Origin of the sequence: Trichococcus sp. K1Tr (assembly GCF_028309625.1) — a bacterium.
Lineage (GTDB): Bacteria > Bacillota > Bacilli > Lactobacillales > Aerococcaceae > Trichococcus.
This window is the reverse complement of record NZ_JAQMHR010000003.1, coordinates 110,505-128,963: the sequence shown is the minus strand read 5'-3', so window position 1 is coordinate 128,963 and position 18,459 is coordinate 110,505. Positions and strand designations below refer to the sequence as shown.

15 protein-coding genes are annotated in these 18,459 nt (G+C 48.1%); 1 reads left to right on the top strand and 14 read right to left on the bottom strand.

The genetic code is table 11. The annotated features are described in order from the left end of the window. Positions 1 to 363: 363 nt before the first annotated feature. The 6 genes from PH235_RS06990 to rlmD all read right to left on the bottom strand — a co-directional run bounded on the left by PH235_RS06990 (position 364) and on the right by rlmD (position 6,231). On the bottom strand, positions 364 to 693 hold the full coding sequence (locus tag PH235_RS06990; RefSeq protein WP_272161642.1) for a hypothetical protein: 330 nt from the start codon (positions 691 to 693) through the stop codon (positions 364 to 366). Positions 694 to 1,050: 357 nt separating this feature from the next. Continuing rightward, on the bottom strand, positions 1,051 to 1,425 hold the full coding sequence (locus tag PH235_RS06985) for a hypothetical protein (protein WP_086628657.1): 375 nt from the start codon (positions 1,423 to 1,425) through the stop codon (positions 1,051 to 1,053). After that, a complete protein-coding gene (locus PH235_RS06980; RefSeq protein ID WP_140186821.1) occupies positions 1,409 to 2,737 on the bottom strand; it encodes an MATE family efflux transporter in 1,329 nt (442 codons plus the stop codon). The genes PH235_RS06985 and PH235_RS06980 overlap by 17 nt, the downstream gene beginning before the upstream one ends. Before the next feature lie 180 nt (positions 2,738 to 2,917). After that, the gene (yghU, locus tag PH235_RS06975) at positions 2,918 to 3,706 is read right to left on the bottom strand and encodes a glutathione-dependent disulfide-bond oxidoreductase (RefSeq protein WP_272161641.1); all 789 of its coding nucleotides are present in this window, start codon (positions 3,704 to 3,706) and stop codon (positions 2,918 to 2,920) included. Positions 3,707 to 3,849: 143 nt separating this feature from the next. Continuing rightward, on the bottom strand, positions 3,850 to 4,638 hold the full coding sequence (locus PH235_RS06970; RefSeq protein ID WP_272161640.1) for an SDR family NAD(P)-dependent oxidoreductase: 789 nt from the start codon (positions 4,636 to 4,638) through the stop codon (positions 3,850 to 3,852). 210 nt (positions 4,639 to 4,848) lie between these two features. Next, complete coding sequence (gene rlmD / locus PH235_RS06965; protein WP_272161639.1) at positions 4,849 to 6,231, bottom strand: 23S rRNA (uracil(1939)-C(5))-methyltransferase RlmD; 1,383 nt, start codon at positions 6,229 to 6,231, stop codon at positions 4,849 to 4,851. A gap of 219 nt (positions 6,232 to 6,450) precedes the next feature. Between rlmD and PH235_RS06960 the strand changes: the two genes are divergently transcribed. Beyond that, positions 6,451 to 6,849 carry a VOC family protein gene (locus tag PH235_RS06960; RefSeq protein ID WP_068560863.1) on the top strand — a complete coding sequence of 133 codons (399 nt, stop codon included), beginning with the start codon at positions 6,451 to 6,453 and terminating at the stop codon, positions 6,847 to 6,849. 223 nt (positions 6,850 to 7,072) lie between these two features. Here the strand turns inward: PH235_RS06960 and PH235_RS06955 are convergent, their stop codons facing one another. From PH235_RS06955 to pcrA, 8 genes are all read right to left on the bottom strand, one after another. After that, on the bottom strand, positions 7,073 to 7,483 hold the full coding sequence (locus PH235_RS06955) for a thioredoxin domain-containing protein (protein WP_272161638.1): 411 nt from the start codon (positions 7,481 to 7,483) through the stop codon (positions 7,073 to 7,075). 109 nt (positions 7,484 to 7,592) lie between these two features. Beyond that, positions 7,593 to 8,624 carry a diacylglycerol kinase gene (locus PH235_RS06950; RefSeq protein ID WP_272161637.1) on the bottom strand — a complete coding sequence of 344 codons (1,032 nt, stop codon included), beginning with the start codon at positions 8,622 to 8,624 and terminating at the stop codon, positions 7,593 to 7,595. A gap of 737 nt (positions 8,625 to 9,361) precedes the next feature. Next, positions 9,362 to 10,792 (bottom strand): Asp-tRNA(Asn)/Glu-tRNA(Gln) amidotransferase subunit GatB, encoded by a 1,431-nt coding sequence (gene gatB, locus PH235_RS06945; protein WP_068560868.1) that lies wholly within the window; start codon positions 10,790 to 10,792, stop codon positions 9,362 to 9,364. 12 nt (positions 10,793 to 10,804) lie between these two features. Beyond that, positions 10,805 to 12,259, bottom strand: coding sequence for an Asp-tRNA(Asn)/Glu-tRNA(Gln) amidotransferase subunit GatA (gene gatA / locus PH235_RS06940; RefSeq protein ID WP_272161636.1), 1,455 nt, complete (start codon positions 12,257 to 12,259; stop codon positions 10,805 to 10,807). Continuing rightward, the gene (gene gatC, locus PH235_RS06935) at positions 12,256 to 12,561 is read right to left on the bottom strand and encodes an Asp-tRNA(Asn)/Glu-tRNA(Gln) amidotransferase subunit GatC (protein ID WP_068620989.1); all 306 of its coding nucleotides are present in this window, start codon (positions 12,559 to 12,561) and stop codon (positions 12,256 to 12,258) included. Before gatC ends, gatA begins: the two co-directional genes overlap by 4 nt. Before the next feature lie 168 nt (positions 12,562 to 12,729). Then, the gene (locus PH235_RS06930) at positions 12,730 to 13,863 is read right to left on the bottom strand and encodes a CamS family sex pheromone protein (protein ID WP_272161635.1); all 1,134 of its coding nucleotides are present in this window, start codon (positions 13,861 to 13,863) and stop codon (positions 12,730 to 12,732) included. After that, a complete protein-coding gene (ligA, locus tag PH235_RS06925) occupies positions 13,856 to 15,886 on the bottom strand; it encodes an NAD-dependent DNA ligase LigA (protein ID WP_272161634.1) in 2,031 nt (676 codons plus the stop codon). Before ligA ends, PH235_RS06930 begins: the two co-directional genes overlap by 8 nt. A gap of 19 nt (positions 15,887 to 15,905) precedes the next feature. Then, positions 15,906 to 18,188, bottom strand: coding sequence for a DNA helicase PcrA (gene pcrA / locus PH235_RS06920; RefSeq protein ID WP_272161633.1), 2,283 nt, complete (start codon positions 18,186 to 18,188; stop codon positions 15,906 to 15,908). Positions 18,189 to 18,459: the final 271 nt, after the last annotated feature.

The following is an 18,459-nucleotide window of genomic DNA, read 5'->3' as shown; positions in this document are numbered from 1 at the left end:
CATCACGAATGATTTTATAACAGATATGCCTTTATATCATAAAAAAAGATAAAAAAGCTTTTATAAAGGGATATACCTGTTATAGTTACAACGGCAATTCTGTATCACCTGTTATACAACTGGTGACGTTTTCACGAGATTCACGCTTGTATTGTCGGTATTCCCATGAGGCATACGAGAACAATTGCACATTTCTCCTACTTTATCGTTAAGAGGTACATTTGATTTTCATCGGTACGTGCAGTTTTTTAGCTGGAGCGACTTACTGTTTACATTCTACGACTTCACCTGAACACTAAGTCAAACGTTTTTCAAAAATAATTTAGAGGTTCGAAATAGAGCCTATGAAACTACAGAATGGCCTTAGATAATTTTATAACTGATGTGCGTTCTGCCAGCAGGGAGTCCAATCAAATGAATTCTTTCCAGTTTGACATCATTATTATCAAGATTCTCAAATGGTCGAAATCCGGTCCGTAAAAACCAGGGCACGATATCCACTTGCAATTCATCGACCAAACCGGTTTTTAAACAGAGCGGTGTGGTCAGTGCGCTGCCTATGATGTTCACATCTTTTTCACCCGCTGCCGCTTTGGCTTGGAGGATTGCATCAGCGACGCCGGTCGTGACAAACGTAATGGTTACCTTATCTGATTCTTTCGGATGTTTTTCCGGAGCCTTATCGGTAAACACAAATATCGGAACTTGATATTCATAATCGACCTACCAATCAGGATCCTCCGCAAATCCATCCAAAGAAATGGTCAGACCCAAAATTACTTTCCCCATGTTCATTCTCCTGTCTGAATGTATTTTGTTAGATTTGATAAGCCTCATAAAAGAAATACGACCATCTGTTTTCAAGAAGATTAATCAGTTGAAAAATATATTTCGATATAGTGAGCCGAACCACAAGTGTTACATGCAAAATATCTTTAGTTTCACAAAGATTATCGCACGTATCTTTAGTTTTGCTAACTTTTACGACTAGCAAAAAAATCCCCGAACAGTCTAATGTGGACTTTCGAGGATTTTTTTATGAAAATTTTATTAGCTGAGATCTTTATCGGTACTATCATCCATTTCCTGAAGTGCCAGTTCCAGCGACTTGATCCTTCTTTCCAGAAGGGTTTTCTGCGGACTGCCTAGTTTGGATTTGGCACGGATGCCTTCAATTGAGGGCAGCAAAGCGGCAAGCAGGATGCGGGCTTCCGCCAAGTCCTCGTGGGTGTAAGGATGGGGCTTTCCATCCCAAACTTGTTCCAGCACAGCCAAGCCGATGCGGAGAGCTTTGAGCCGTTTCGCCACCAATGTCGTGTTGGCACCTTTAGCGGCCATACTGGTCAATGCATTTTCGGATTTTCGGATCGTTGATCGGAAGGATTTCAGTGATTCTGCTTTGACTGTTTCATTCAGGATTTCCATAAGCTATGGCCCCCTTCTCGGTCGCACCCGCTAAATAGAACGCAAATCCGGCAACGATCAGCTCGGAAAGCACAAACGCCGACCAGATGCCCGTCATACCCCAAAGGCTACCCAATACGATCGCCATCGGCACGATGACCGCCAGTCCCCTCAGAACCGAAAGAACGAAGGCGGCGCGTGCTTTTTCGGTTGCGCTGAGGATCATCGCCGTCACGATATTGATTCCGACAAAGAAAAATCCAAGAAAATAGATTTTCATTCCGCTGTCAGCCAACTTTAGTATCACCGGATCATTTTCGTTGTTGAACAGACCGATCAGCGCTTCCGAGTTGAAGAAGGTCCCCAGGTAGATCAAGGCGGCGATGAACCCCGCTGTCAGCAATGCATAGCGGTTCACGCGCCGGACCGTATTGCGATCCTTCAGACCATAATATTTGCTGATGAGCGGCTGCACGCCCTGACCCAGCCCAGTGAAGATCGCGACCGCCACGAAGGCAATGTTCGCGACAATCCCGTAGGCGGCAACACCTTTGTTTCCCTCGAGCCCCAAAATCAACAGATTGAAGGTCGTAAGCACGACCGCCGAGGACACTTCCATGACGAAAGTGGAAGATCCCAGATTGAGGATGTCCTTGATCGCCGGACGCGTCAGCTTGTGCTTCAAAATAGCGGGCCGGGATTTCTTTCTTGCGAAATGGATTGAGAGGATGCCCAAACTGATGATCGGGGCAAGGCTTGTCGCAAAGGCGGCACCGAACATCCCCATTTTGAACGGGAACAGGAAAATGTAATCCAGGATGACGTTCGAGACACTGCCCCCGAGCATCGCCAGCATGGCCAGTCTGGGGTTATTGTCGTTCCGGACGAAAGCCAGGACCGTATTGTTCAGGATGAAGAACGGCGCAAACACCATAATCGTGGCCATATAGGGATGTGTCAAAGGCAATGTGATCGCATCGGCACCCAAAACCGATGACAATGCCCTTGATCCGAACAACCCGAGCGCAGCGAACAGCAGGCCTGCAAGAATGCCTAGCTTGAGCGCCCCCACGAAAACCGCTTCGCCTTCTTTGTGTTTGTTCCGGGATTTCAGGATGCCGAAACGGGCAGCCCCGCCGATGCCGATCATCAAACCGATACCGTGGATGATGCTGAAGACCGGGATGGCGAAATTCAGTGCCGCAATCCCGGTGGCCCCTAACGCTTTTGCAATATAGTAGGTGTCGGCCAAAATGTAGAACGACACACCGATCATACCTAAGATATTCAGGCTGACATACTTCGAAAAGTCCTTCAATAATGATTTTTCCATGCTACAGTCTCCTTCCAAAAATAAAAAAGGTATCCCGAAAACATTCCTTCAAAGACCTACGGAATGTTTCTGAACACCTTGAACTCTCTGCCCGGTGGCAAAAAGAGGATTATCTATTTGGTTAATATCATTTGATTATAATTTTTAGGGGACTAAATGTCAACGCATCGTTTTCTGAAACTACTCCCCAAGCGGTTGATACTCCGCTGCCAGACCTCTTTTAACACCAGGTCGTTCTGCAATACGCTTAGACCATTCCAAGAGATGAGAGTATTCATCCAGATTTAAAAATTCATAAGATCCTTCATATAGTTTCCCTAAAGCTAAACGACCGTACCAAGACCATATGGCAATATCCGCGATGGTATAGGTATCGCCTGCCACATAAGGACGCTCCGCTAAAGTTTTATCGAGCAAATCCAGCTGACGTTTCGTCTCCATCGTGAAGCGATCAATCGGGTATTGCATAGGCTCAGGAGCATAAGCGAAAAAGTGACCAAATCCTCCCCCAACATAGGGCCCTGCCCCTATTTGCCAGAATAACCAATTAAGGGTTTCGGTCCGGCCATGGATATCTGTCGGGATCAGTTGGCCAAATTTCTCTGCCAAGTAAAGAAGAATGGATCCCGATTCAAAAATTTCCACACGCGGACTTAGACTTTGGTCAACAAGCGCCGGAATTTTGGAGTTCGGATTAATCTCGACAAAATCCGAACCGAACTGGTCACCTTCCCCGATGTTGATAGTGTACAAGTCATAGTCTGCACCCGCTACACTTAATTCTTTCAGTTCTTCGAACATGATTGTGACTTTTATGCCATTCGGTGTTCCTAATGAATAGAGTTGAAACGGAGCCTCTCCGACTGGTAATTTTTGTTCGAATCGACTGCCGGCTGTTGGACGGTTGCCCACTTTATTTGAGTTCTCTTCTTTCCACTGCCATACTTTTGGTAATTCATATGCCGTCATAATAGCACTCCTCATCATATTTATTCGTTACTTCATCATACTACGCACAGATCAATATGCCCAAATTTTTGCTTATCTATCTATTTCGATTGTTTCGATCCATGCTTTCTTAGGAAAGTAAGAGCTCAAGTTGAGACAGTTCCCTATATCAGCCTGTCTTTGCGGAATCCTGCAGTCATAAAACGCCAGGCCGCTTTTCGGTTTGTCAGCCAAGCAATCTGGGCGTCGTTTTTGAGGTTCTTCAGTATTCTCGGCACAAAATATTTTGCAACCGTTTCCGGTTTATCTGCCAATATATTGAATGTCTTTCTGAACTTCTCATCTGAGAAGACCTCAGACCGCTTACCATCAGGCGTTTTTGTGATGAAGTCAGTCAGCACCATGCCAGGGGACAACCGCCCAGCTATTACATTGGTACCCTCCAGTTCCTTGGCGAGCCCTCTCATGAAGTACGTTAAGGCATGTTTGGTAGTACCGTACAATATTGTTTTTGGCTGGACCATGTTGTTTGAACCTAAACCCTCCATACTGTATATTGCACCATGACCCTGTTTCAGCATTCCCGTTGCCGCAATCTGTGAGCCGTATATCATACCGATTAGATTGGTCTTAATGATGTTTTCGGTACATGTTCCGTCCGTTTCCCAAGAAAACACGCGTGTCGTATTTTGCCCCGCGTTATTTATCCATATATCTATCTCTCCCCACTGCACCACAGAAGTATCCCAGAGTTTCTGCAGATTTTCTTTTTCCCGGACATCGCAGGGGACATAGATGTATTTCCCCTCAAAGGGCGACAGCTCCTTTCGAATTGATGCCGCTATTGCTTCACCTCTGCTGGACAGCGTGACATTGCATCCGGCACGCAGAAACTCGGTTGCCATAGAAAAACCAATGCCACGAGTACTACCCGTTATCACAATGTTTTTCATAAAACTCCTCCAATATTTTGCATTCAGCCATTCCAACTTGGACAGAAGATCCCCCTCCTATCCGTCGTCAAAACCCTTCCCTATAATATGGTTATGTAACCGTTCTCATTTAGGTTGATTATATCATACCAGTATGGACTGTCAGGGCACAAAAAGCCGCAAGAACAGTCATCATTCATGACTACCTTGCGGCTTTCTGTTTTATTTCATTTATTTGTTGCGTGTCAACGCCACTACTGATTCAACATGCAGTGTTTGCGGGAACAGATCCACTGGTTGGATGCTGCCTACGCTGTAGCCGCCTTCGTGGAATAACTGTAGGTCGCGTGCCATAGTAGCTGGGTTGCAGCTGACGTAGACGATACGCTCAGGAGCGATTTCCAAAGCAGCTTCGATGAAGGCCGGTTCCAAGCCTTTGCGTGGAGGATCGACAACCAAGACATCGGCTTTGACGCCTTCAGCAGCCCATTTCGGCATCACTTCTTCAGCAGCACCGACTTCGAAGGTGATGTTGTCGATGTTGTTTGCTGCAGCATTCATTTCAGCCATCTTCACGGCATCAGGAACAACTTCCATCGCATAAACGTGTTTCGCTTTTTCAGCCAATGACAGGGAGATCGTTCCGATTCCGCAATAGGCATCGATGACGGTTTCTTCGCCTGTCAATTGTGCAGCTTCGATCGCCAATTTATAAAGTTTTTCCGTTTGAATCGGGTTCACTTGATAGAATGAACGGGAAGAGATAGCGAATGTATGGCCCATCAATTTGTCGTGGTAGACATCTTCACCGTGCAATACGATCGTTTCGTCACCTAGGATGACATTGTTTTGCTTCGGGTTCACGTTTTGGACGATGCTGACCACTTCCGGTAAAGCTTCCAAAATAGCCGGAATGATTTTGCTTTGCGGGAACAATTTCGCCGTACGCGTCACCAAGACAACCATCATTTCACCTGTGTAATAACCGCGGCGGATCATGATGTGACGGATATTTCCGGTATGTTTTTTCTCGTCGTATGCTTTCACGTTGAATTCTTGCAGAATGTCACGGACTTTTACGATGGCTTCATCGATTTTTGGATCCTGGATCTGGAAGTTTTCCATCGGGATCAATTCATGTGTGTTGGTGCGGAAGAATCCGGTAACCAATTTGCCGTCTTTTTGACGTACCGGGATCTGTGCTTTGTTGCGGTAACCCCAAGGATTTTCCATGCCGATTGTCGGTTTGACTTCGACTTCAGGCATTTTGGCAATGCGTTTCATCACTTGTTCGACGTTGTTCTTTTTGAATGCCAATTGGGCAGAGTAACGCAAGTTCTGCAATGGCATTGTACCAACGCGTGTTCCTTTAACATCGCGTGTCGGGATACGGTCAGGAGAACTGCTCAATCTTTCCTCAATGCGGGCGAATCCAAACGATTTGCCGACTTTTGTCACTTTGATGGTGGCACGTTCACCCGGTAGTCCATCCGCTACAAATAATGGATAACCCTCAACTTTTGCGACACCCATACCTTCTGACGTTAAGTCCTCAAATGTTACAGTCATCTTCTCATTTTTTATTACCGGTGCTACCGTATATTGTTTTTTCATATGTGCTCCTCAGTTCATAATTTTTCATTCTGATTCATTATACCAAAAAAGAAGTGGTCTCGATACAGCAAGCCCATTTGTTTGGAAAAAATAAGTACATTCTCATAATATCGCCTGATGCGGCGCTTCTTATCGATAGGAAGTTCCAACCTTATTCAGTATAATGGAAGTATACAGACCAGTTGCTGATGGGTACAGGAAGAAAGCGAGGATGATAAAATGAGCGGACAACGGATTGTTCCCTTTTTGACGTTACCGGGGACTGCAGAAGCAGCGATGCACTTTTATGTTTCCATTTTTCCAAATTCCAGCGTGACCTCCCTCACCAAGATCGATGAGGACGAACATGGGGAAGGCGGCCGCGTAATCAATGAGCAGTTTGTGCTGAACGGACAGGATTTCATGGCGATGGATATGGAGGAGGATTTTTTGCCGGATATGACTTGGGCCGTTTCTCTCTACGTGGACTGCGAAGATGAAGCCAGCTTCGATAACTACTTTGATTCCTTATCCGCAGATGGCGTTGTGATGATGGGACCTGAAGCAGTCGGCGAATTGCGCGCGGTAGCTTGGGTTACCGACCAATTCGGTGTTACTTGGCAATTAGTGTGGAAATAATGCGAATGGGCTGCTCCATTTTTTTGGGGGCAGCCCATTCTTTATGGTTATCGGACAAGTTCGGGTGGTCTCGCTTGCCGGTTGTCCGATTTTTTGCGGTTATCGGACAAGTTCAGACAGTCTTGGCTGTTGGTTGTCCGATTCTTTATAGTTATCGGACATTCTCGGGCATTCTTGCTTCTCGGTTGTCCGATTCTTTGTAGTTATCGGACATCCTCGCCTGCTACTCTGACGCCAATAATGCCGGCAGGTCCGCAGCGGTGTCCAGATTGACGGACCCGACCGCTTTCCCATTCTCCAGCCTGACCAAGAGCGGAACAAACTCGACGCCGTAGGTATCCAGCACCTCATCATAGTTGGCATCGTTGACGCGCTTTTTCGTGTTGTAGTAATAAGCAGTCTCTCCCGTTTGCGTCAATTCCTTTTCCAGTATCGGACGGAATTCCTTGCAGTAGGGGCAATCATCGAAGCCAAAATAGAGGTAGGTCACATCCTTCGCGACCACTTCTTCGTATTCCGATTCATTTGCGATGGCCACGATCGGGGAATTTGCTGTTTTCCCGCAGGCCACAAGCAGCATCAGCAGTCCGCTCAAAAATAATAAGGACAAAAATTTCTTCTGTTTTTTCGGCATACGGCAGGTCCCCTTTTGAATGAATGCTTCTTTTTCCAGTATATCAAAAAATGCCCTATACCTCTCGTCATAACACCGAGAGACCGGGCATTTTTTCTATTTTCAGTCGTTAGTTCTTGCCGTCGTAAGGCAAACGTTTGTCGTTCACTTCATCCGGATGCAGGGTTTCAACTTCCTTCATGAAGCCTGTGCCGGCACCTTCCAGAATGCCTTCATCGACTTCTTCAATTGGATCAGCGTAATCGGAAGTGTTGCCGATGATTTTGATGTGCTGCTGGTGGTTAGTGAATGTAGTCGGTGCATCACCGCCGTACTCCCCATCCAAGTTGATCATCAAACGCGAACCATCCATGGATTCTGCTTTCACAAAGCTAGTATGTGTATAGAGGACGTTCGAATTTTCGAGATGTCTGCCCCCGTTCAACACTTGGGCCAACAGTTGCAGAATTTCGAAGATGTTCGCTGTCTTCACGACAAAAAGCGTGAATTTGCCATCCCCCAAAACGATGTTCGGATCGATCGTCTCAAAGCCGCCTACCGAGTTGGTCAAGGCTACGAAAAACATGGAAGCCATGCCGTCGTATACGCCGTCTTCATACTCGATGCGCATGTGCATCGGTTTGAGCTGCGGGATTTTTTCAGCGCCTTTCACCAGATAGGCAAGGTAGCCAAAAATGGTTTTCAGTTTGGCCGGGACGTCGTAGGTCAAATCTGTCAGATAGCCGCCTGCTGCGATGTTAATGAAATAAGTATCATTCGATTGACCAATATCCATCGGTATGGCATTACCCGCCGCGATGACGCGGGCTGCATCCAACATATTTGAGCGCGGAATCTTCAAAGCACGGGCATAGTCATTTGTTGTCCCTGCAGGTATGATGCCGACTGTCGGTCTGTGGTCCAATCCGGCGATGCCGTTGACGACTTCGTTTACGGTACCGTCTCCGCCTGCTGCAACAATCAGGTCGAATCCGGCCAAAGCGGCACGTTCCGCTTCTTTGGTTGCGGAAAGCGGTTCTGGTGTCGTGGCATAAGCACTGGCCTCATAGCCTGCTTCTTCCAATATTTGAAGGATGTCAATCATGCTTTTTTTCAGCATTTCTCTTCCGGAAGTAGGATTGTAAATTACTCTTGCTCTCATTCTTTTCCTCATCTTTCTAGGCTCATCTGTTATATAGGTCACAATTCATCTTTTCTTGTCAAACCACTCAATTAATGATTATATCACCAAAATCATAATAATACTAATTGCTGAACTGGAAAAAGATAGGTTTATTGCGATTTTTTTGAGACTTAATTTATTCAGAAAAAATAGCCAACCTCCGGAAGGAAGTTGGCTGGAATGTGTTCAACGCAGACGCGTTCTGAATCTCGCTCTATCTTAGTTGAGTTCTGATTCGCAGAGTTCTCCGCCTAAGTTGACAATCACACGCGGACAAAAAACGTCCGCTTTGTGTTTGTCCTCTTAGTGCTCGAACTCTACCCGCGAATTGTCATGGCTCTTGCGATTTCAATCGCTTAGAGACATGATACACTTGACCGGTACGGTCACAGTGCATCCACATCCTATTAGTCGAACTCTGAATTGCAGGGGGTTCCGTCTAACGCTATTTAGGCCCATCTAGCCAAACCCGGGCTGGTTGTTCCTAAATCTCGTTAGTACTCGCCCCCTACCCGCAATTCATCGTATCCTATCGCAAACGCGTTCTGAAAAGCAGATACCGCTCCCGTTTTGTCATGGCTCTTGCGATTTCAATCGCTTAGAGACATGATACACTTGACCGGTACGGTCACAGTGCATCCTTACGTAGTGAACAAAAGAGGTTCACTTCGTTATTTGCTCCAACGTCCGGGTATCTAAACGCTTTTCATCTCGCTCTATCTTTTTTCTAATTCCTGCGCTAGTAGTTGGTTGACCATGCCTGGGTTGGCTTGGCCTTTGGTTTGTTTCATGATTTGGCCTACGAGGAAGCCTTTGGCGCGGTCTTTTCCGGCTTTGAAGTCGTCAACGGATTGTTGGCTGTTGTCCAAAACGGCGTTGATGATCGGCAACAATTGGGCTGGATCGCTCATTTGGATCAGGCCTTCTGCTTCAACGACGGATTTGGCGTCGCCGCCTTTTGTTGCCAACAGGCGGAAGACTTTCTTGGCGATCTTCGTGCTGATGGTGCCGTCTTCGATCAATGTGATCATGCCGGCAAGGTTAGCTGGCGTCAGTTTTGTGTCAGCCAGTTCCACTTTTTCGCTGTTCAGATAAGCGGAAACTTCGCCCATCAACCAGTTGGAAGCCAATTTGGCATCGGCACCGGCAGCGATAGCGCCTTCGAAGAAGTCAGACATTTCTTTCGAAAGGGTCAATACCATTGCATCGTACTCAGGCAGCTCGTATTCCGAAATGTATCTTGCGCGGCGTTTTGCTGGCATTTCCGGAATACTTGCTTTTACGCGGTCGATCCATTCTTGGGAAATGGTTAAGCCTGGCAGGTCCGGTTCCGGGAAGTAACGGTAGTCACTTTCGCCTTCTTTGACGCGCATCAGGATCGTTTCGCCATTTGTTTCATCGAAACGGCGTGTTTCTTGTTGGATGACCCCGCCAGCATTCAATACTTGCGCTTGGCGTTTTTCTTCATGAGCCAAGCCTCTGCGGACGAAGTTGAAGGAGTTCAAGTTCTTCAATTCTGTCTTCGTTCCGAATTTTTCTTGGCCGAATGGGCGGATGGAGATGTTGGCATCGCAACGCATGGAGCCTTCTTCCATCTTCACATCGGATACGTCTGTGTACATGATGATTTGGCGGACGGCATCCAGGTAAGCATAAGCTTCTTCAGGAGAGCGCATATCCGCTTCCGATACGATTTCGATCAATGGCGTTCCTTGACGGTTCAAGTCGACATAAGAATAGCCGTCCGATCCGTGCATGTTTTTGCCGGCATCTTCTTCAAGATGGACACGTTCGATGCGGATCTTTTTCTTGACGCCTTCCACTTCGATTTCGACCCAGCCGTCATGGCCGATCGGGTTGTCCAATTGCGAAATTTGGTACGCTTTTGGATTGTCCGGATAGAAGTAGTTTTTGCGGTCGAAGTGCGTTTCAGTAGAGATTTCGCAGTTCAAAGCCAAAGCGGCCTTCATGCAGAATTCAACTGCGCCTTTGTTGATGACAGGCAAGACGCCTGGGTAACCCCAGTCGATGACGTTTGTGTTTGTGTTCGGTTCTGCCCCAAAGTGTGCTGGAGATGGGGAGAACATTTTTGATTCAGTTTTCAATTCCACATGGACTTCCAGTCCGATGACTGTTTCATAATTCATGATGTTTTCCTCCTACAGGTTTGGGTGTTGGTCAAGATAGTCGTTTGCTTGTTCCAACGCAAACGCGGCTTGATAGATTTTTGCTTCTTCGAAATAGTTACCGATCAATTGGATACCGATCGGCATGCCGTCAGCCGCGAAGCCGCCAGGAACGGAAATGGCCGGAACGCCAGCCAAGTTGATCGTTACGGTCAACAAGTCGTCCATGTACATAGCCAATGGATCGTCGTTCTTTTCGCCGATTCCGAAAGCAGTCGTTGTAGTGGTAGGTCCCAGAATCAGATCGTAGCCTGCGAAGATGTTCGCAAAATCGCGTTTGATCAGCGTGCGGACCTGACCAGCCTTTTTGAAGTAAGCATCATAGAAACCGGCACTCAATGAGAAGGATCCCAACATGATGCGGCGTTTCACTTCCATCCCGAAACCTTCGGAACGGCTCTTGATGTACAATTCATCCAATGAGTTCACGTTTTCAGCGCGGTAGCCGTAGCGCACGCCATCAAAACGTTGCAGGTTGGATGAAGCTTCCGAAGAAGCGATGATGTAGTAAGCAGGGATTCCGTAAGCCAAAGTCGGCATGCTGACTTCTTCCACGGTAGCGCCCATTTCTTCGAATTGGGCAGCTGCTTTTCTTACAGCCTCTTGGATTTCAGCGGATACGCCCTCTTGGAAATATTCTTTCGGCAAAGCAATCTTCATCCCTGCCACTTTTCCGTTCAGGTTGGCGCTGAATTTCGGCACTTCCATGTTCAAGCTCGTGGAATCTCTCTTATCGTAGCCGCTGATTGCTTCCAACAACAAGGCGTTATCGGTTACGTTGCGTGTCATCGGACCGATTTGGTCAAGGCTGGAAGCAAAAGCGATCAAGCCGTAACGGGATACGCGGCCGTATGTCGGTTTCATGCCGACGATGCCGTTGAAGGCAGCCGGCTGACGGATACTTCCGCCTGTGTCTGAACCCAAGGAAGCGATAACTTCACCGCTGGCAACCGCAGCAGCGGATCCACCGGATGAACCGCCGGGAACTTTCGTCAGATCCCAAGCATTTTTGGTTTTTTTGTAGTAAGAATTTTCCGTGCTTCCGCCCATGGCAAATTCGTCCATGTTCAGTTTACCGACATTGACTGCGCCGGCTTCCTTCAATTTAGTGACGACTGTTGCATCGTAGATCGGCATGAAATCACCCAACATGCGGCTCGCCGCTGTCGTTGTCACGCCTTCAGTGACGATGTTGTCTTTGATCCCTAAAGGAATACCGTTCAGGACATTGCCGTCCGCGTAGCCTTTTTCGTCAGCAGCTTGCGCTTGTTTCAAGGCACCTTCTTCGTTCAAAGCCAAGAATGCTTCCACTTTTCCGTCTGTTTCAGCGATGCGTTTGAAGGCTGCTTGTGTCAGTTCCACGGAGGAGAATTCTTTGTTGACTAAACCTTCATGCAGGCTCGTCAGCGTTTCATTGAAAATACTCATGCGCCTTCCACCTCGTTATCTAAAATTGCCGGCACTTGGATCATGCCGTCTTCGGCTGTTTTGACGTTTTTGAATAAGAGGTCACGATCCGTTCCTGGTTCCGCTACATCTTCACGCATGACATTCTTCAATGCATAGCCATGGGAAGTCACGGGTACGTCTGTTGTATCGACTGCTTCCAATTGTTCCACCATGTCGATGATGTCGCCCAATTGTTCTGTAAAATGTTTAATTTCGTGAGGAGCGAATTCCAGCTTGGCCAGTTTTGCTACGTGACGCACTTGCTCTTCAGTGATTGCCATGTAATACCCTTCTTTCTGTCGTTTTGTGTAGTCATCGTTTTTTTACATACCTGTTCATTTTAGCATAAAAATCATCGGTTTGTGGGAGTTTTCTCACGTTTCCAGCACTTTCTGAAAACAAGAAAAGCGGAACGGGTTCGTTCAGCCCTGATTATGGAAAACTGTCCACTAATCAAAGATATGGTAACTGAAGCCCTGGCTGTCGTTTTCTCTTGTCAGGAACGATTCGATGCCGTTAATTGATTCAACCGTGATCTCAACGGGAATGTTTTGGGGCAGGAAACGCCCTGCCGCATCCGTTACGTGCTGGGTGAAGGCGATGATTTCCGTTTCCCCGTAGAACTGCGTTGTGATGTCGATCTCGAGCGAAAGCAATTGTCCATCGACATATTTCCCTTCACCGACGATACCGTTCAGATTCGGGAAGAAATCCTGCACTTCATTTTTGAAGTTGTCAAAATTAGAAGATTCTTCCGTCTGCGTTCCGCTCTGCAACGGGAAAACAACTTTGCTTTCATTGCGGGTGATCCATTCACCGATCGCATTCCCTTCCGTGGAGACGCCTTCGAACAGATAGACGCCGCCGACCGGGCTATCCTGCGCCGATTGTTCATAAATTCCGATGACGATCGGAATGCTTTCCAATCCCTCGGTCTGGCGCAAACGCGTAATAATCGTATCTGCATAGGCTTTTGCCTGTTCTTCCAGTTTATCGCGGGAAATGGCTTGTTCCATCGGTACGTCGTTCACTTTGTAATAGTCGATCGAATTCATCGCCAGTCCGATGGCCATCCCGGCCAATTCGAAGCCATTTTCATTTTGGATCATATAGTCCTGTTCCAAAATCTGCTCCAGATAAATCGGCTCTCTGGTTGCCGCATCGGTGCTGCCGTTATCGGTCGGATTCAAACCGTCCGGATTGGATTCGCTGTAACGACCCAACCATAACCTTGTCGTATCGTAATCGATGACTTGGCCTTCCTGAAAAAAGTATTGGTCAGTCGGAAAAATATTTTTTGCTACATCCAACAGATCCGCCTCAAAGTCTTTGATGTTGGCTGTCGAGTTCAGCGAAAGGCTGACGCCGCGATTCTGGCTGAATTGGTACTTGCCGTCCACAATCAAGGCCGGGTAATAATCGGTCGACAACTGATTCTGAGTCGTTTGGACAGTCACTTTTTCAGGGCCGGTATTGGTTGTATTCTCCGTAGTTTGCGTCTCTGAAAGCTGTCCGCAACTGGCCAACAGGAACATCGCTGCTCCGGAGACAGTCATAAGGATGACGCTTTTCGCTTTATTCACTGCTGTCACTTCTTTCCAAGTTTTTCACCATATCTTCTTCTGTCCAGACAGGGATGCCCAAAGATTGGGCTTTTGCCAATTTACTGCCGGCTTCTTCTCCGGCGACGATCCAGTCGGTTTTTTTGGAGACACTGCCTGTCACTTTTCCGCCGAGTGCCTCGATCATTTCCGTCGCTTCGGTTCGGTTATAGTGTGTCAGTTTGCCCGTCAATACAACTGTTTTACCGTTCCAGATGGAATCTACAGCGGCCACCTCAGCCTTTTTCTTGCCCAGGTAGGTCAGATTCACGCCGTTCGCTCGGAATTCTTCAATCAGATCCTTCACTTCAGGCAATTGGAAGTAGGCCACGACGCTGTCCGCGATGATGTCACCCATGCCTTCGACGGCCATGATTTCTTCTTTCGTTGCCTGCATCAGGCGTTCGATGGTTTCGAATTCCGCTGCCAGGCTGGCTGCAGCCTTCGATCCAACATGGCGGATGCCCAAACCGAACAGCAGACGTTCGACTGAGTTCTCCCGGCTCTGATCGATGGCGGTCACAATATTATGGGCAGACTTTTCTTTGATTTTATCCAATTGGTAAAGATCTTCTTCAGTCAGTTTATACAGGTCGGCTACGTCTTTGACGAGCCCCTTTTCGAACATTTGGCTGACGACGCGAACACCCAGACCGCTGATATTCATCGCATTGCGCGAAACGAAGTGGGACAAGCCTTCTTTAATTTGGGCAGGGCACTTCGGATTGATGCAGCGCAAAGCTACTTCATCCTCCAAATGCACCAAGTGGCTAGCGCAGGCCGGGCACACCTCAGGAATGACATAGGGTTCACTTTCCGGATCTCTGCGATCGATAAGGACATGCTGGATTTCCGGGATGATGTCGCCTGCCTTATGGATCACGACCGTGTCACCGATGCGCACATCCTTCTCGCGGACGAGATCGACGTTATGCAGACTGGCGCGCTGCACAGTGGAACCGGCCAAAAATACGGGATCCATTACGGCTGTCGGTGTCACGACACCGGTACGGCCGACTGTCCATTCGATGTCACGTACGATCGTTTCGGCTTCTTCCGCCTTGAATTTGTAGGCGATTGCCCACCGCGGCGCTTTTACCGTATAGCCAATTTCTTCTTGGGCAGCGAAGGCATTGACTTTGATGACGATGCCGTCGATTTCGTAAGGCAATTCTTTTCTTTTCGCTGCGATTTCTTCCGTGAATGCCCAGACTTCTTCGATCGAATCGAAAAGTCTGCGTTCCGGATTGGTCCGCAGGCCGACCTGAGCCAATCGGTTCAGCAGCGCATCCTGCGTCTCCACAGCCAATTGTTCGAAATTTGTGGCGCTGTACAGATAGATATTCAGGTTGCGGCTTGCTGCAATGCTGGAGTCCAGTTGACGCAGACTGCCGGCAGCGGCGTTGCGCGGATTCGCAAAAATCTCCAGGCCTTTCTCATCGCGGTCCGCATTCAATTGGACGAATGAGGCTTTCGGCATGTAACATTCGCCGCGGACTTCGAAAGTCAGCGGTTCATTCAGGCGCAACGGGATAGATTTGACCGTCCGCAGGTTCTGCGTGATGTCTTCGCCGGTGTTTCCGTCCCCACGCGTCGCACCTTGGATGAACAAACCGTTTTCGTACTTCAATGACACGGCCAAACCGTCGATCTTCAGCTCACAGATGTACTGCAAGGGCTGGTCGGTCAGTTTGCTGATGCGTTGATGGAACTGCAGCAAGTCTTCCTGATTGAAGGCATTCCCCAAGCTCAACATCGGTGAATCGTGCTGCACCTTTGTGAAGCCGGGCAGGATGGTACCGCCGATGCGTTGCGTCGGTGAGTCCGTGGTGATCAGCTCCGGATGGGCTTTTTCCAATTTTTCCAGTTCTTGATACTGCTGGTCATATTCTTTATCGGAAATACTGGGCTTGTCCAGTACATAATACTCGTAACTATAGCGGTTGAGGAGCGTCTTCAACGTCTCGATGCGCTCTTGGGCTTCGGTCAGACTTTCTTTCGCCATGAATGATTCCCCTCCTAAATTATGCTTTTTCGATCGGTGCAAAGGATGCCAACAGGCGTTTGATGCCGATGTCTTTGAAGGCGATATCCAATGTCAAACCATCGCCTTCTCCGCTCGTCTGAACGACAATGCCTGTGCCCCATTTCTTATGGCTGGCTTTATCCCCGACAGCCCAACCAAGGCTGGCCGCACCGCTGCTTCCGGTTTGCTTGACGGACTGCGTCGTTTTTTCACGCGGTCCGACCGAAAACGGCTGACTGAAGGCTTTCTCCTGGCGAGTATCACTTGCTGTTTTCCAGCGGCCGCCCGAGCTTGCCGGTTTTGAAGAATACATGCTTGACGTGGATCCCGCACTGTCCTCGCGGTCCAGAACGGATCCGTCCAATTCATCAAGGAAACGCGATGCCGGGTTGGACATCGTACGTCCATAAAGCATGCGGGAATAGGCATTCGTCAGGAACAGTCTTTGCTCCGCCCGCGTGATGCCTACATAGGCCAAGCGCCGTTCTTCTTCCATCTGGTCCTCATCCATGAAGGAGCGGGACGACGGGAAAATGCCGTCTTCCATCCCGATGATGAAGACGATCGGGAATTCCAATCCTTTGGCTGCGTGCATCGTCATCAGCGTCACTTCGCTCTGCGGTTCTTCCTCGATCTGATCCAAATCGGAAACCAGCGCCAAATCGGTCAGGAAGGCGGTCAGATCAAATTCTTCTTGATTCATTTTATCGAACTCCTGGGTTACCGACAGGAATTCGTTGATGTTTTCGATCCGCGCTTCCGACTCCAGCGTCTTCTCCATTTCGAGAGCTTCCAGATAAGTCGTCTGGGAAAGCAACTCCTGGACCAATTCCGTGATCGGCAGGAATTCCTGCATTTTATGAAGATTATCCATAACGGTCGCGAATTTCTTCAATTCCTTCGCGGCTTTTCCGGATACACTGGACATTGCCACATCATGGGCAGCCTGCAATAAAGTCAGGTCATGCATATTGGCGAATTCACGCAGTTTTTCGACACTGGCATCGCCGATTCCGCGTTTCGGCACGTTCACGATCCGACCGAAGCTCAAGTCATCCGATGGGTTCACGATCAGGCGCAGATAGGCCAAAATGTCTTTGATTTCTTTGCGGTCGTAGAACTTGCGCCCGCCGACCATCTTATAAGGGATGTTCGACTTCAGGAGGTTCTCCTCGATGACACGCGACTGCGCGTTCGTCCGGTAGAGCACTGCGAAATCTCCGTATTGGCGTTTGTTTTCGCGGACTTCCTGGAGCATCTTCGAGATGACATAGCGCGCTTCGTCGTGTTCGGATTGACCCCGGTAGTAAACGATGTTCTCGCCGTCCGGATTGTCTGTCCACAACTCTTTTTCTTTCCGGTTGACGTTGTTTTGGATCACGTCGTTGGCTGCGCGCAGGATTTTTTTGGTGGAGCGGTAGTTCTGCTCCAGCAAGACCACTTTTGCGTCCGGGTAGTCCTTTTCGAAGTTGAGAATGTTTTCCATGTCGGCACCGCGCCAACCGTAGATGCTTTGGTCCGCATCGCCGACTACGCAGATGTTTTTGAATTTGCTGGCCAACAGTTGCACCAATTGGTATTGGGCGTAGTTGGTATCCTGGTACTCGTCCACATGGATGTAATGGAATTTATTTTGGTAGTAGGACAGTGTCTCTGGATATTCCTGGAACAGTTTGACCGTCAACATGATCAGGTCGTCGAAATCCATCGATTGGCTGTTTTCTAGCGCTTTCTGGTAATCCTTGTAGCATTCATAGACGATATTGTCGATGTATCCGCCAGCCAGATCGCCGAATTCCTTCGGTGTTTGCAGCTCATTTTTTGCTTGACTGATTCGCCCCAGAATCATGCGGTGATCGAATTTTTTGGAATCCAGATTCTTTTCGCGGATGATGCGTTTCATCAATGTTTCGGTTTCGCTCTGGTCGCAGATGGTGAAGGAGCGCGCGTAGCCGAGCTGTTCGCTCTCTCTTCTTAGGATTCGTACGCACATGGAGTGGAAAGTGGATACCCACATGTCATTGCCGACCGTTCCGACCAGGCGGATGACCCGCTCTTTCATTTCTTTTGCCGCTTTATTCGTAAAGGTGATGGCTAAGATGTTCCAAGGGTTTACTGATTTTTCTTCCAGTAGATAGGCCATGCGGTGGGTCAGCACCCGCGTTTTGCCGCTGCCTGCCCCTGCCATGATCAATAGTGGCCCTTCCGTCGCCAAAACGGCTTCAGCTTGCCTTGGGTTCATTCCTTTTATGAGGTCGTGTTTTTGTTGCACAATTGCCATCCTTTCTTTTGTTGCCTTTGTTTCGGAGTATGTATGGGTGCGTTCTTTTTTGATAGGTTCAAGGCGATAGTACAGCCTTATCGTTTCTGATTTGCATCATGGTTTAGTCTATCATTTTAGAGCGTGGCTATCAATGAATCCCCGGATATTTTAAATAGTTTTTAACCCTTGTTCCCCTCGGTGACCCTGAGGTTCTTTTCAACCCATTGTGCCATCCAAAATAAAAGTCCTGCCGCTGAATCATTTGCTTGATTCAGCAGCAGGACTTTCT

Coding starts and splice junctions, on each gene's coding strand:
- PH235_RS06985 (WP_086628657.1), bottom strand. CDS start 1,425: ATGGAAATCCTGAATGAAACAGTCAAAGCAGAATCACTGAAATCCTTC.
- PH235_RS06980 (WP_140186821.1), bottom strand. CDS start 2,737: ATGGAAAAATCATTATTGAAGGACTTTTCGAAGTATGTCAGCCTGAAT.
- yghU (WP_272161641.1), bottom strand. CDS start 3,706: ATGACGGCATATGAATTACCAAAAGTATGGCAGTGGAAAGAAGAGAAC.
- PH235_RS06970 (WP_272161640.1), bottom strand. CDS start 4,638: ATGAAAAACATTGTGATAACGGGTAGTACTCGTGGCATTGGTTTTTCT.
- rlmD (WP_272161639.1), bottom strand. CDS start 6,231: ATGAAAAAACAATATACGGTAGCACCGGTAATAAAAAATGAGAAGATG.
- PH235_RS06960 (WP_068560863.1), top strand. CDS start 6,451: ATGAGCGGACAACGGATTGTTCCCTTTTTGACGTTACCGGGGACTGCA.
- PH235_RS06955 (WP_272161638.1), bottom strand. CDS start 7,483: ATGCCGAAAAAACAGAAGAAATTTTTGTCCTTATTATTTTTGAGCGGA.
- PH235_RS06950 (WP_272161637.1), bottom strand. CDS start 8,624: ATGAGAGCAAGAGTAATTTACAATCCTACTTCCGGAAGAGAAATGCTG.
- gatB (WP_068560868.1), bottom strand. CDS start 10,792: ATGAATTATGAAACAGTCATCGGACTGGAAGTCCATGTGGAATTGAAA.
- gatA (WP_272161636.1), bottom strand. CDS start 12,259: ATGAGTATTTTCAATGAAACGCTGACGAGCCTGCATGAAGGTTTAGTC.
- gatC (WP_068620989.1), bottom strand. CDS start 12,561: ATGGCAATCACTGAAGAGCAAGTGCGTCACGTAGCAAAACTGGCCAAG.
- ligA (WP_272161634.1), bottom strand. CDS start 15,886: ATGGCGAAAGAAAGTCTGACCGAAGCCCAAGAGCGCATCGAGACGTTG.
- pcrA (WP_272161633.1), bottom strand. CDS start 18,188: ATGGCAATTGTGCAACAAAAACACGACCTCATAAAAGGAATGAACCCA.